A 12866-nucleotide genomic window follows, 5' to 3' on the forward strand; every position below is an offset into this window, starting at 1 on the left:
TCGAGGCGCGCTCCCGCAAGGGGCGCGCCTTTTTCATGGGCCCTGCTGGACGCGGGACCCGCCGGCACGGCATGAAGGGCGCGCGTCGGGGAGGACCGACAGCGCCACGGGAGAGACCATTTGATTTACCTGATCGCGACCCTGAAGATCCGTCCCGGCTCGCAGGCGGCCGTCGTCGCCGCGGCGACCCCGTGCATCCATGCGACGCGGCAGGAGGCGGGATGCCTGCGCTACGACCTTCTCGCCAGCGTGCTGGAGCCGGAGACGCTCGTCTTCGTCGAGCAGTGGGAGACCCGCGAGGCGCTCGACGCGCATTTCGCCACGCCGCATCTCCTCGCCTGGCGCGCCGGCCTCGCCCCGCACAAGCTGGAGGGGCGGATCGAGATCGTCCATCCCGACCATGTCGAGCAGCTCTGACGCGGGGACGCCTCGGGGTCATGCTGGGCACGTCGGGCAAAGCGACGGATCGCTCCTGCGCGGGGCGGTTCGCAGGCCCGGTGCTCGGGCGGCCTGCCGCGTTGGTGGCTGCCCTTGTGGGAACGCCGAGCGCGCCTTGCGCGTCTTTTCTCCGCCACAGGGGCATGCGAGGTTGCGGCGCAGCGGGAGGGTCGGGGAAATGACGGTTGTGATCGCAGGCTGGGCCTTGGCCCGCCACCGGTCGCCGACGGCCGGCGACGGCGGGGCGCCCCATGACCCGGCGCGGCCGGTATGACCGGGCTCCTGCTCCGCGTCGTCGCAGCGCTTTTCCTCGGCGGCATGGTCAGCCAGGCCAGCGAACTCACGCAGCAATATCTGCAGCGGCTGGGCGGCGCCGTGGATGCCCTCGCCGCGGTCGTGCAGCGCTTCGATGCGAGCGCGGCGGCCGCCGGCCTGTCGCGCGAATCGGCCGTCGCCCGCCTGCGCCAGGCGCCGGACACGTTCGTCGCGCGGCAGGGCGCGGATGCCGAGGCGACCATCACACAGTATGCGGACCTGCGGGAGCGCTATGACACGCTGACGCGCAATCCGCCGATCCTGCGGCCCTTCCTGGCGCTCGGCAGCCCCGACGGGGCCCTGCTGAAGCGAACCCTCGGGGATTTCAGGCCGGCGCTGCCGATCACGGGCGACGGCCTGTTCCTGACTGTCTTGGGCTTTGCGGCTGGCTGGGCCAGTGGTGCCGGGATCGCCGGGGCGATGGGCATGCGCCGCCGCAGGGCCGCGCGTCGGCAGACGGCGGCCCAAAGGCCGCTCTGATCACGCCATACGGCCGACCGGCCCGCCGGGGCCCCTCTGGGGGCCTCCAGGACGCGCGCATCCGTTGCGAAGGGCGCGCTGCCTACTTCGCCGCTTCGGCGAGCGGATCGTCGCCGAGGCTCGCTGCGCGCCGCTCCTGCGTCTTCAATTCGTCGAGCGCCGGCATTGACATGATGCTGTAGCCGGAATCGACATAGTGGATCTCGCCGGTGACGCCATTGGCGAGGTCCGACAGGAGATAGAGGATCGAGCCGCCGACCTCGTCGACCGAGACGCTGCGCCGGAGCGGCGCATTCTTGCGCTGGTAGTTCAGCATCAGCCTGGCATCCGAGACGCCGGCACCGGCGAGCGTGCGCACCGGGCCCGCCGAGACGGCGTTGACGCGGATATTGCGCGGACCGTAGTCGGCGGCGAGATACCGCACCGAGGCCTCCAGCGCCGCCTTGGCGACGCCCATGACGTTGTAGTTCGGCATCACGCGCGTCGCGCCGCCATAGGTCAGCGTCAAGAGCGAGCCGCCCGAGGTCATGATGTCGGTCGCCCGCCGCGTGATTTCCGTGAAGGAGAAGCAGGAGATCAGCATGGTGCGCGCAAAATTGTCGCGCGAGGTGTCGGCGTAGAGGCCCTTCAGCTCGTTCTTGTCGGAGAAGGCGAGGGCGTGGACGAGGAAGTCGATCGTGCCCCATTCCGCCTTCAGCGTCTCGAACACCCGGTCGACCGAGGCAATGTCCTCGACGTCGCAGTCCATCAAGAGCGTCGAGCCGATCTCCTCGGCGAGCGGTCTCACCCGCTTGCCGAAAGCCTCGCCCTGATAGGTCAGGGCGATCTCCGCGCCCTGGTTCGACAGGGCCTTGGCGGCGCCCCAGGCGATGGAGTTGTGGTTGGCCACGCCCATCACCAGGCCGCGCTTGCCCTTCATCAGATCGCCCATCGAGCATTCCCTTCGCTTGTCTTGTCCGTCATGGCTTCCCGCCTCGTCTGCGGGCCATAGCATATCGGGCAAGCCGCTGATGACACGTCATGTATCGGGCTGTTACCGCTTCGGTGGCCTCAGCCGTTCACCCGCCGGAAGACGAGAGTCGCATTCGTGCCGCCGAAGCCGAAGGAGTTCGACAGGACGGTGTTGAGGCCGGCATTGTCGATGCGCTCCCGGGCGATCGGCAGGTCGGCGAATTCCGGATCGATCTCGTCGATGTGGGCGGACTTCACGATGAAGTCGTTCTGCATCATCAGGATCGAGTAGATCGCCTCCTGCACGCCCGTGGCGCCCAGCGAATGGCCGGTCAGCGACTTCGTCGCCGAGATCGCCGGGATCTTGTCGCCGAACACTTCGCGGATCGCCTGGATCTCCATCTTGTCGCCGACCGGCGTCGAGGTGGCATGCGGGTTGATGTAGTCGATCGGGGTGTCGACGGTCTCGAGCGCCATGCGCATGCAGCGCGCCGCGCCCTCGCCCGACGGGGCGACCATGTCGTGGCCGTCCGAGGTCGCGCCGTAGCCGACGATCTCGGCGAGGATTTTCGCCCCGCGCGCCTTGGCGTGCTCGTATTCCTCGAGCACGAGGACGCCCGCGCCGCCGGCGATGACAAACCCGTCGCGGTCCTTGTCGTAGGCGCGGCTGGCGGAGGTCGGCTTGTCGTTGAAGTTCGACGACATGGCGCCCATCGCGTCGAAGAGGTTCGACATGGTCCAGTCGAGATCTTCCGAGCCGCCGGCGAAGATGATGTCCTGCTTGCCGATCTGGATCGTCTCGTAGGCATTGCCGATGCAATGGTTCGACGTCGCGCAGGCCGACGAGATCGAGTAGTTCACGCCCTTGATCTTGAACTGGGTGGCGAGCACGGCCGAGGCGGTCGAGCTCATCGCCTTCGGCACGGCCGTCGGGCCGATGCGGCGCGGGCCGCCCTTTTCGGTGATCGCGGCAGCTTCCACGATGATGCGCGTCGACGGGCCGCCCGAGCCCATGATGATGCCGGTGCGCGGATTGACGATGTCGGACTCTTCGAGGCCGGAATCCTTGATCGCCTGGTCCATGGCGATGTAGTTCCAGGCCGTGCCCTTGCTCATGAAGCGCGCGGTCCGGCGGTCGAGCACGGCGAAGGGATCGAGCCGCGGCTCGCCCTGCACCTGGCACTTGAAGCCATGGCTGGCATAGTCCTCGGCGAAGGAGACGCCCGAGCGGGCCTCCATCAGCGATTCCAGGACTTCTCCGACATCGTTGCCGATCGACGACACGATCCCCATTCCGGTGACCACGACACGTCTCATCGCACTTCCTCCAAAAGATTTTGCTCCCGCGGCTCAGGCCGCGGGTTTGGCGCTGCCCGCGCGGCCTTTATTCGACGACGGGCTCTTCGTCCGAGAACAGGCCGACCCTCAGGCTGCTGGCCGTATAGATGACCTCGCCGTCGGCTTTCATCCAGCCCTCGGCGATGCCGAGCTTCAGGCGCGAGCGCATCACCCGCTTGAACTCGACGCCGTATTCCACGAGCTTGACCTTCGGCGTCACCTGGCCGGTGAACTTCACCTCGCCGACGCCGAGCGCCCGGCCGCGGCCCGGCTCGCCGAGCCAGCCGAGATAGAAGCCGGTGAGCTGCCAGAGCGCGTCGAGCCCGAGGCAGCCCGGCATCACCGGATCGCCCTCGAAATGGCACTTGAAGAACCAGAGATCGGGATCGACGTCGAACTCGGCCTTGATCGAGCCCTTGCCGAACTGGCCACCGTCGGTGGTCACCTCGGTGATGCGGTTGAACATCAGCATCGGCGGCAGCGGAAGCTGCGCGTTGCCAGGGCCGAACAGCTGGCCGTGGCCGCAGCTGATCAGTTCGTCGTAGTCGTAGTGCGCTTTGCCAGGTGCCATGATCATCCAAACCCGTCCGGTCGCCGCCGGTTTCGGCGTCGCCCTTAGCACGGGTCGGGCCCGAGACAAACCCGTGCGTCGCCATTCGGTCTACCCGTGCTTGTCGCCCGCCGGGGGGAAAGCTAGGGTCCCGGTGCCGAATTGTCAGCCTGCGCCGCCGCCGCGGCACGGATTTTAGCCGGGGGCCGCCCATGATCATCAGCACCAGGCGCGTCGGGATGCTGGCCCTTCTTCTGGCCGGCGCCCTGATCCAGCCGGCCGTCGGCGCGGCGGCGGGCTGGACGGGCGAGACCGGTCCGGCGCGGGGCGCCGGCTATTTTCTGGGCGACCGCACGCCGGCCTTGCTGCTGCGCTGCGCGGGGGGCGGGCGGCTGGCGGTGGTCGTGGCCGGCGGGTCCGGGCTGCCGCGCGACGGCGACTACACCGTCGTCATCGCGGTCGACGACACCGCTTTCGTCGGGGTGGCACGGCCGGGTTCCGCCGATGGGGGCGACGCGGCGCTCGTGCGGACCGCCGCCTTCGAGACCTTTGCCCCGCTGATCGCGGCGTTGAAGAGCGGGGCGGTGGCGGAGGTGTCGACGCCGCGCGGCCGCTACCGCCTGCCGCTGCGCGGCTCGGGCAAGGCCCTCGCCGCCCTCGACGGCGGCTGCGGCGCCTAGAGGCCGCGGCATTGCGACCGGCACCGCCCATCACTAAGTCTTGCACGGACCTTCGTCATTCCGTTAAAGAAGGAGTGAGATGATCAGTTGGTCGGTAGAGTGGGGGAGACGATGGAAAATCGGGCCCGGTTGAATTCATATTGCGTCTTTGAGCGCCTTCGCGCCGCGGGCTTGCGTCCGACGCGCCAGCGCGTGGCGCTGTGCAACCTGATCTTCGGTTCGGGCGACCGGCATTTGTCGGCCGAGGAGCTCTACGCCGAGGCCCATCGCGCCGGCGAGCCCGTGTCGCTCGCCACTGTCTACAACACGCTGCACCAGTTCACCGATGTCGGCATCATCCGGCCGCTGACCGGCGAGGGCCAGCGCACCTATTTCGACACCAACACGTCCGATCATCACCATTTCTTCATCGAGGAAGAAAACCAGATGATCGACATTCCCGGCGAGGGACTGCGGCTTCATCAGCTGCCGGAGCCGCCCGAGGGCATGGAGATCGTCAATGTCGACGTCGTCGTGCGCCTGCGCCGCAAGGCTGCCGCCCCCGCCGCCTGATCGCTGTTGCATGGGAGGCCACCGAGGGACGGCGGTTTCGGGTTGGTGGGAACCCGGCCGAGACGATGGCCCCGTCCGCGAATGACCTGGCTACGAATGACCTGGCTACCAATGAAAAGGACGGACAAGCCTGCGCTTGTCCGTCCTTTTTTGTTTCTGCCGTCTTGAAGAGAGCGCGCGCCTTTCGGCGCTGCCGCAATCGCGCCGCCTACAGGCGCTCGTCGGGATAGACGCCCCAGATGTCGTTCTGGCGGAGATAGCCCAGGCGTCCGGACACCTCGACCTTGCACCAGCCGAGGCCGCATTCGTCGACCTTGGTGACGACGCCCGGCTCGAGCTGGGCGACGAGAGCCGCATCCGTCGCGGCGGACTGGTGCAGGTCGATCGTTGTGCTCTTGCCCTTCAGCCAGGGCGCGGCGATCGCCGTGCGCTCGCCCGACAGCAGCGAATGGTAGACCCAGCCCTCGGTGCCCTCGCTGTCGCGGATGCGGCGCCAGAGCTCGTATTCCTGGACGATTTCAACGGGCAGGCCGGGCTTCATGTAAAGCCAGGAGACGGCATAGTCCTTGCCGGGGCCGACGCGCAGATTGACGCGGGCCGATTTCAGCGAGACGAAGCGCGGCAGCGCCAGCTTGGAATAGGTGCCGGTGATCGACCCGGTCTCCTGCGCCACGGCCGGCTGCCAGAGGCAGGCCAGGAGCGACGCGATGCCGGCAAGGGCGAGGCCACGAAATGCGCTGCGCACGGGATACTCCAGACTGGAAGGGGACGGCAGAAAAGGGCGCTGGCGGCCAGCCAAGGGCGGCGGACCGGGAGGACAATCCGGAACGCTTTGTTTTTCGGTTCGCTGCTTGCTATGGACGGTCGTTCTCGATGCGCCGATCATCGCGCGTCTAGGTTAACAAGCCCTTGCGAAACAGCCTCAGAAGGGGATCGGCGTGACGGAGAGGAAGAAGCCTGTCGTCGCGATCACGCGCCGGCTGCCCCAGCCGATCGAGCAGCGGATGGGCGAACTCTTCGACGTCAGCCTCAATGCTGGCGACGTGCCGATGACCCAGCCCGAGCTGGTGGCGGCGATGCGCCGGGTCGACGTGCTGGTGCCCACCGTCACCGACCGGATCGACCGCTCGATGATCGCTCAGGCCGGCAATCAGCTGAAGCTGATCGCCAATTTCGGCAATGGCGTCGACAACATCGATGTCGAGGCGGCGCATGCCCGCGGCATCTTCGTCACCAACACGCCGAACGTCCTCAACGAGGACACCGCCGACATGACCATGGCGCTGATTCTCGCCGTCCCGCGGCGCCTGGTCGAGGGCGGCAGCCGACTGATCTCCGGCGAGCGCTGGGCCGGCTGGTCGCCGACCTGGATGCTCGGCCGCCGCCTCACCGGCAAGAAGCTCGGCATCGTCGGCATGGGCCGCATCGGCACCGCGGTCGCGCGGCGGGCGAAAGCCTTCGGCCTCGAGATCCATTACCACAACCGCCACCGCGTCAGCCCGAAGACGGAAGCCGAGCTCGGCGCCACCTACTGGGACAGCCTCGACCAGATGCTCGCCCGCATGGACATCGTCTCGGTCAACTGCCCCTCGACGCCGGCGACCTACCATCTCCTGTCGGCGCGGCGGCTGGCGTTGATGCCGGCGCAGGCCTTCATCGTCAACATTGCCCGCGGTGAGATCATCGATCAGCAGGCGCTGGTGAAGCTCATCGAGGAAGGCCGCATCGCCGGCGCCGGCCTCGACGTCTTCGAGGGCGAACCGGCGATCGACCGGCGGCTGATGAAGCTCGCCGAGGAGCACCGCGTCGTGCTGTTGCCGCATATGGGCTCGGCGACGATCGAGGCGCGCATCGACATGGGCGAGAAGGTGATCATCAACATCCGCACCCTCATGGACGGGCACAGGCCGCCGGACCGGATCCTGCCGGGGCAGGGGTAGGGCTTTTTTGCCTGGGCGAACGCGTGCTTCGGGACCCGGAGTGCGGCGTCGCCGTTCTCGGTATGGGTTCTCGGGTCAAGCCCGAGAATGACTATGGTTTGGGCCTTGCCGCTTGTGGCCACGGGTACCCGCGAAAAAGCACTCCGTGGCCGGGAGACTCGCTCTCCGGCTCAGAATAGTCATTCTCGGGCTTGACCCGAGAACCCATGCCGAGGCGGTCGAGCAACAAAGCGCATCAGGAAACGCCTCCGCCACCCGGAGGAGCGGGAAACATCGTCCCATCCCGCCCCTTGCTGCACCTGCGTTTCGCACCCGCATGATAGACAAGCCCCGCTCCCCTTGCTCATTCTCCTCCCCGGCACCGAGCGGGGAGAAACGGGATGAGCGAGACGCTGGAACGGCCGCAGACGATGGCGCGCGGCACGGTGGAGACCTGGCTGAAACGCTTCGAGGCGGTGTGTGCCGCCGGCGAGGCCGGCGCGGCAGCGGCGCTCTTCGGCGAGGAAAGCTACTGGCGCGACCTCGTCGCCTTCACCTGGAACATCAAGACCGTGGAGGGGCCGGACGGTGTCCGCGACATGCTGCGAGCGGTGCTCCCGCATGTACGGCCGCGAAACTTTCGCATCGAGGAGGAGCCGACGGAGGCCGGTGGGGTCACCGAGAGCTGGTTCACCTTCGAGACCGAAGTCGCGCGCGGCCGCGGCCATCTCCGGCTGAAGGACGGCAAGGCCTGGACCTTTCTCACCACCATGACCGAGCTGAAAGGTTTCGAGGAGCCCTCGGGCGAGCGGCGGCCGATGGGCGCCGAGCACGGCGCGGCGAAGGACCGCAAGAGCTGGCTGGAGAAGCGCCAGCAGGAGGCCGAGGAGCTCGGCCACGCGACGCAGCCCGAGGTGGTCATCATCGGCGGCGGCCAGGGCGGCATCGCGCTCGGCGCGCGGCTCCGCCAGCTCGGCGTGCCGACCATCATCGTCGAGAAGAACGCCCGGGCCGGCGACAGCTGGCGCAAGCGCTACAAGTCGCTCTGCCTGCATGATCCCGTCTGGTACGACCATCTCCCCTATATCGACTTCCCTAAGAACTGGCCGGTCTTCGCCCCGAAGGACAAGATCGGCGACTGGCTGGAAATGTACGCCAAGGTGATGGAGCTCAACTACTGGAGCTCGACCGAGGCCAAGAGCGCCAAATTCGACGAGGCGACGAAGACCTGGGCCGTCACCGTCGAGCGGGACGGGAAGGAGATCGTGCTGCGGCCAAAGCAGCTGGTCTTCGCCACCGGCATGTCGGCGAAGGCGAACTGGCCGAGTTTTCCCGGCATGGAGCGCTTCAAGGGCGAGCAGCACCATTCCTCGCAGCATCCCGGCCCCGACGCTTGGAAGGACAAGCGCGTGGTGGTCATCGGCTCCAACAATTCCGCGCACGACATCTGCGCCGCGCTCTGGGAGGCAGGGGCCGACGTCACCATGGTACAGCGGTCCTCGACGCACATCGTCAAGTCGGACTCGCTGATGGAGCTCGGCCTCGGCGCGCTCTATTCGGAACAGGCGCTGGCGAACGGCGTGACCACGGCCAAGGCCGACCTCATCTTCGCCTCGCTGCCCTACCGCATCCTCCACACGTTCCAGATCCCGGTCTACGACGCGATCCGCGAGCGCGATGCGCAGTTCTACGCGGACCTCGAGAAGGCCGGCTTCATGCTCGACTGGGGCGCCGACGGCTCCGGCCTGTTCATGAAGTATCTGCGGCGCGGCTCGGGCTACTACATCGACGTCGGCGCCAGCCAGCTCATCATCGACGGCAAGATCAAGCTGAAGAGCGGCAGCGACGTCGAGGAGATCACCGAGGACGGCGTGCTCCTCAAGGACGGCACGCACCTTCCAGCCGATCTCATCGTCTACGCCACCGGCTACGGCTCGATGAACGGCTGGGTCGCGGACCTCATCGACCGCGAGACGGCGGACAGAGTGGGCAAATGCTGGGGCCTCGGCTCCGATACGCCCAAAGACCCGGGACCCTGGGAGGGAGAGCAGCGCAACATGTGGAAGCCGACGCAGGTGGAAAACCTCTGGTTCCACGGCGGCAACCTGCACCAATCCCGTCACTACTCGCAGTTCCTGGCGCTGCAGCTGAAGGCCCGCCAAGAAGGCATCCCGACGCCCGTCTACGGGCTGCAGGAGAGTTTTCACAAAGGCTGAGGCCTCGGAGAGGCATGAAGGCGAGGAGCGCGGCTCAGGCTCCCCGTCGCGGCCTCCGGGCCGCCGTGGGCGGGTCTGGCCGCTACGGCGCGCCAGTACCAGGGGCGCGTCTTGCGGCTACGGGCGAGGGCGTCGCGGCTTAAAGCGACGCTGGCGAATACGGACTTGCCCGCCTTTCCTCCCTGATGGCTCGGCCCCTACTGGCGCAGGCCGGACTTCAGCGACGCCTCGAACTCCGTCCGGTCGAGGTCGCGGCGCCTCTTGCGGATGGTGGTGACGCTGACGCCGATGCGCAGCGCTACGTCGGTGTCGGTGAGGCCCTGGTCGATCAGCCGCGCGGCTTCCGCCTCGCCCTCGACGGTCAGCCGGGGATTGGCGCCCTGGCCCGTCGTCCAGACCGGCAGCTTGCCGTCGGCGACCTTCGTCTTCACCGCGCGCACATCCTTCGTCAGCGTCACCATGTGACGCTCGATCGTCTCCAGCCGCTCCGCCAGCCGGTCGAAGGCGGAAGCGAGTGTCGGGCGCTGGGCGTCTTCGACGAAGTTGCGCAGCCGCAGGAGGAAGGCGGGGTCGCTGCGCATCATCGCGGCGATTTCCACCATGGTATCGCGCGCGGGCTCGGCCACCTTCAGCGTCATCTGTAGATCGCCGCCGGCCGGTGATGTCGTCTCGTCCACAGCCTGAATCTCCCTGGGCGCCGCCACAGCGGCCCTGTCGTCACGCGCGATTGTCGATTCCCCGTGGTTAAGCAAGGGTTTAAAAAGCCCTGCAAAACCTGACATTCACTTCAATAGTCGATCAACCAAGTAATCAATGGCATTGACGATCAGCCGATCTCGATAAAAGTGTAATCAATTTTGGACTGAGAAGGTTATAAACCGGGCTTACAACGATCCCTGCAAGCAACGAACAACAGTTCACAGCATCACGGGGAAAATGAACATGGTCTCGATCAACAACACCGCAGCGAACTCCTTCGTCCTCGCCTCGCTCCGTCAGACGAACAACGACATGACGACGGCCCAGACGCGCATCGGCACCGGCCTCAAGATCAATGGCGCTTCGGACGGCTCGGCACTGTGGGCCACCGCGCAGAGCATCCGCGCCGACATCAAGACGCAGGACTCGCTCACCTCCGGAATTTCCATCGCCAAGGGCAAGGTCGATGCTGCCGTCGCCGGCATCGATCAGATTACGAAGCTTCTGGATCAGGTGAAGGAGCTGAAGACCACCGCTGCAGCCGGAACCGGCGCCACCGTCCTCAGCGCAAGCACCTTGTCCGAGCTGAAGTCCTTGAATACGCAGATCGCCGCTGTCATCGCGGGTTCGGGCTTTCAGAGCGCCAATTATCTCTCGGGAACCGCAGGACCCCAGTCCGTCAAAATCGGTTCCGACACCCTCGCGACGATGTCGGTCGCCACGCTGAACGTCAGCACGACCGGTGCCCTGAATACGCTGACTGCAGCGATTACGGCGATGGACGGGACGTCAACCAATGCCGCCGTTGTGGCGCTGGACGTCACTGCGGCGACGGATTTCCTGACGGGCTATCAGACCACGCTGTCCAGCTTCTCGGCCGGTCTGGAAAGCCAGCTCGACTTCCTCAACACTCTGAACGACATCAAGTCTTCGGCCCTGAGCTCGATCGTCGACGCCGACATGGAAGAAGAGTCGGCCAAGCTCACCGCCCTCCAGGTGAAGCAGCAGCTCGCCTACCAGGCGCTCGCCATCACCAACTCGTCGAGCCAGAACATCCTGCGCCTCTTCCAGTAAGCACCCCCGTCTGCCACGACGCGATCAGCGTCTCCCCGTCGCGACATCGTTCGTGGCACCCGCAGCCCCCGGCTCTTGCACCGGGGGCTGCACCTGTTTGTGGACCAGGCACGTGACGACGCGAGGATCAGGCATAGATCCGGGGCAAGTGGATCAAGACCGGTTCGTTCCCGCGGAAAGAGCCGCGCGGGTCTGGTCTGAGCCGTCCATGCGGGAGTCACCGTCGCGCCGTCCTGCTCGCCTGGGACGCCACTGCCCATCGTGCCCGCGCTGATCTCAACGCCGGCGGCCCGGCATTTGCCGACGGTCACGCGCCCGTCCGGGGCGATCGTCCATGCTTTGGGACGCCGCCAGGCGCCGTCGCCGAGCAATCGACCCCCAATCGGGTAACGGTCTGAAATATTCGACATCGAAGGCGCGGTTCAGGCAAGTCAGCCCTTGCCGACGCAGCCACCGCGGGCTCGACCGACTCGGTTTCATGGTCCAGCCTGTCGGCTTTCCATCGCTTGGCCGCATGGCATCCGATCGTGCATGACGATCCGCTCGTCCGCACCCACAATCTTCCTGAGCCTCGCCGAGACGGCCCTGTCTTCAAGCGAATGTCGATTCCCCGTGGTTAAGCGTGGGTTTAAAAAGCCCTGCAAAACCTGACATTCGCTTCCATAGTCGATCAACCAAGTAATCAATGGCGTTGACCATCAGCCGATCTCGATAAAAGTGTAATCAATTTTGGACTGAGAAGGTTATAAACCGGGCTTACAACCATTCCTGCAAGCAAAGAACAACAGTTCACAGCATTACGGGGAAAATGAACATGGTCTCGATCAACAACACCGCAGCGAACTCCTTCGTCCTCGCCTCGCTCCGTCAGACGAACAACGACATGACGACGGCCCAGACGCGCATCGGCACCGGCCTCAAGATCAATGGCGCTTCGGACGGCTCGGCACAGTGGGCCACCGCGCAGAGCATTCGCGCAGACATCAAGACGCAGGACTCGCTCACCGCCGGAATTTCTGTCGCCAAGGCAAAGGCCGATGCCGCTGTCGCCGGCATCGATCAGATCACGAAGCTTCTGGATCAGGTCAAGGTACTGACGACCACCGCTAAAGCCGGAGCCGACGATGCCGTCCTCAGCGCGAGCACCTTGTCGGAGTTGCAGTCTTTGAATACGCAGATCACCGCTGTCATCGCGGGCTCTGGCTTTCAGACCGCCAACTACCTGTCGGGAGCCCCGGCAGAGCAGACGGTAAAGATCGGCTCTGATACCACCGCGACAATCGCAGTGACGACGCTCAATGTCAAAACGACGGGCGCCCTCTTTACATTGACGGAAGCGATCGACGATCTCACCGGTGCGTCGGACAATGACAACTTGGAGGTTTTGGACGTCGCTGCGGCAACGAATTTTCTGACCGGCTATCAGGCCACGCTCTCGAGCTTCTCCGCCGGCTTGGAAAGCCAACTCGACTTCCTCAACACTCTGAACGACATCAAGTCTTCGGCCCTGAGCTCGATCGTCGACGCCGACATGGAAGAAGAGTCGGCCAAGCTCACCGCCCTCCAGGTGAAGCAGCAGCTCGCCTACCAGGCGCTCGCCATCACCAACTCGTCGAGCCAGAACATCCTGCGCCTCTTCCAGTAAGCACCCCCG

Annotated in this window: 13 protein-coding genes; 8 read left to right on the plus strand and 5 right to left on the minus strand. The window is 65.9% G+C overall.

Going from position 1 to position 12866, the window contains the following annotated elements; genetic code table 11:
- The first annotated feature begins 120 nt into the window (after positions 1-120).
- Both IEX88_RS01515 and IEX88_RS01520 read left to right on the plus strand, forming a co-directional pair.
- Positions 121-417 carry a putative quinol monooxygenase gene (locus IEX88_RS01515; RefSeq protein WP_188848788.1) on the plus strand — a complete coding sequence of 99 codons (297 nt, stop codon included), beginning with the start codon at positions 121-123 and terminating at the stop codon, positions 415-417.
- A gap of 291 nt (positions 418-708) precedes the next feature.
- Positions 709-1233, plus strand: a complete 525-nt coding sequence (locus IEX88_RS01520) for a DUF2937 family protein (RefSeq protein ID WP_188848789.1) — start codon at positions 709-711, stop codon at positions 1231-1233.
- Between the two features lie 82 nt (positions 1234-1315).
- Here the strand turns inward: IEX88_RS01520 and fabI are convergent, their stop codons facing one another.
- The 3 genes from fabI to fabA all read right to left on the minus strand — a co-directional run bounded on the left by fabI (position 1316) and on the right by fabA (position 4093).
- On the minus strand, positions 1316-2164 hold the full coding sequence (gene fabI / locus IEX88_RS01525) for an enoyl-ACP reductase FabI (protein WP_188848790.1): 849 nt from the start codon (positions 2162-2164) through the stop codon (positions 1316-1318).
- A 119-nt stretch (positions 2165-2283) separates the two neighbouring features.
- A complete protein-coding gene (fabB, locus tag IEX88_RS01530) occupies positions 2284-3501 on the minus strand; it encodes a beta-ketoacyl-ACP synthase I (RefSeq protein WP_188848791.1) in 1218 nt (405 codons plus the stop codon).
- A 67-nt stretch (positions 3502-3568) separates the two neighbouring features.
- Positions 3569-4093: a 3-hydroxyacyl-[acyl-carrier-protein] dehydratase FabA gene (gene fabA / locus IEX88_RS01535; RefSeq protein ID WP_188848792.1), complete on the minus strand. Its 525-nt coding sequence runs from the start codon at positions 4091-4093 to the stop codon at positions 3569-3571.
- Between the two features lie 191 nt (positions 4094-4284).
- Here fabA and IEX88_RS01540 point away from each other — a divergent pair, with 191 nt between their 5' ends.
- Positions 4285-4752 (plus strand): hypothetical protein, encoded by a 468-nt coding sequence (locus IEX88_RS01540; RefSeq protein WP_188848793.1) that lies wholly within the window; start codon positions 4285-4287, stop codon positions 4750-4752.
- Positions 4753-4863: 111 nt separating this feature from the next.
- The gene (gene irrA / locus IEX88_RS01545) at positions 4864-5304 is read left to right on the plus strand and encodes an iron response transcriptional regulator IrrA (protein WP_188848794.1); all 441 of its coding nucleotides are present in this window, start codon (positions 4864-4866) and stop codon (positions 5302-5304) included.
- A gap of 208 nt (positions 5305-5512) precedes the next feature.
- On the opposite strand, the gene IEX88_RS01550 is transcribed toward irrA, so the two are convergent.
- Positions 5513-5977: an SH3 domain-containing protein gene (locus IEX88_RS01550; protein WP_244639807.1), complete on the minus strand. Its 465-nt coding sequence runs from the start codon at positions 5975-5977 to the stop codon at positions 5513-5515.
- Positions 5978-6242: 265 nt separating this feature from the next.
- Between IEX88_RS01550 and IEX88_RS01555 the strand changes: the two genes are divergently transcribed.
- Positions 6243-7244 (plus strand): 2-hydroxyacid dehydrogenase, encoded by a 1002-nt coding sequence (locus tag IEX88_RS01555; protein ID WP_188848796.1) that lies wholly within the window; start codon positions 6243-6245, stop codon positions 7242-7244.
- 380 nt (positions 7245-7624) lie between these two features.
- Entirely contained in the window at positions 7625-9439 is a 1815-nt protein-coding gene (locus IEX88_RS01560; RefSeq protein ID WP_188848797.1) for a flavin-containing monooxygenase, read from the plus strand.
- A gap of 197 nt (positions 9440-9636) precedes the next feature.
- On the opposite strand, the gene IEX88_RS01565 is transcribed toward IEX88_RS01560, so the two are convergent.
- Positions 9637-10116, minus strand: coding sequence for a hypothetical protein (locus IEX88_RS01565; protein ID WP_188848798.1), 480 nt, complete (start codon positions 10114-10116; stop codon positions 9637-9639).
- A gap of 265 nt (positions 10117-10381) precedes the next feature.
- Between IEX88_RS01565 and IEX88_RS01570 the strand changes: the two genes are divergently transcribed.
- Positions 10382-11212: a flagellin gene (locus tag IEX88_RS01570; protein WP_188848799.1), complete on the plus strand. Its 831-nt coding sequence runs from the start codon at positions 10382-10384 to the stop codon at positions 11210-11212.
- A gap of 814 nt (positions 11213-12026) precedes the next feature.
- The gene (locus IEX88_RS01575; protein ID WP_188848800.1) at positions 12027-12857 is read left to right on the plus strand and encodes a flagellin; all 831 of its coding nucleotides are present in this window, start codon (positions 12027-12029) and stop codon (positions 12855-12857) included.
- Positions 12858-12866: the final 9 nt, after the last annotated feature.

The organism is Aureimonas glaciei (assembly GCF_014643375.1).
Lineage (GTDB): Bacteria > Pseudomonadota > Alphaproteobacteria > Rhizobiales > Rhizobiaceae > Plantimonas > Plantimonas glaciei.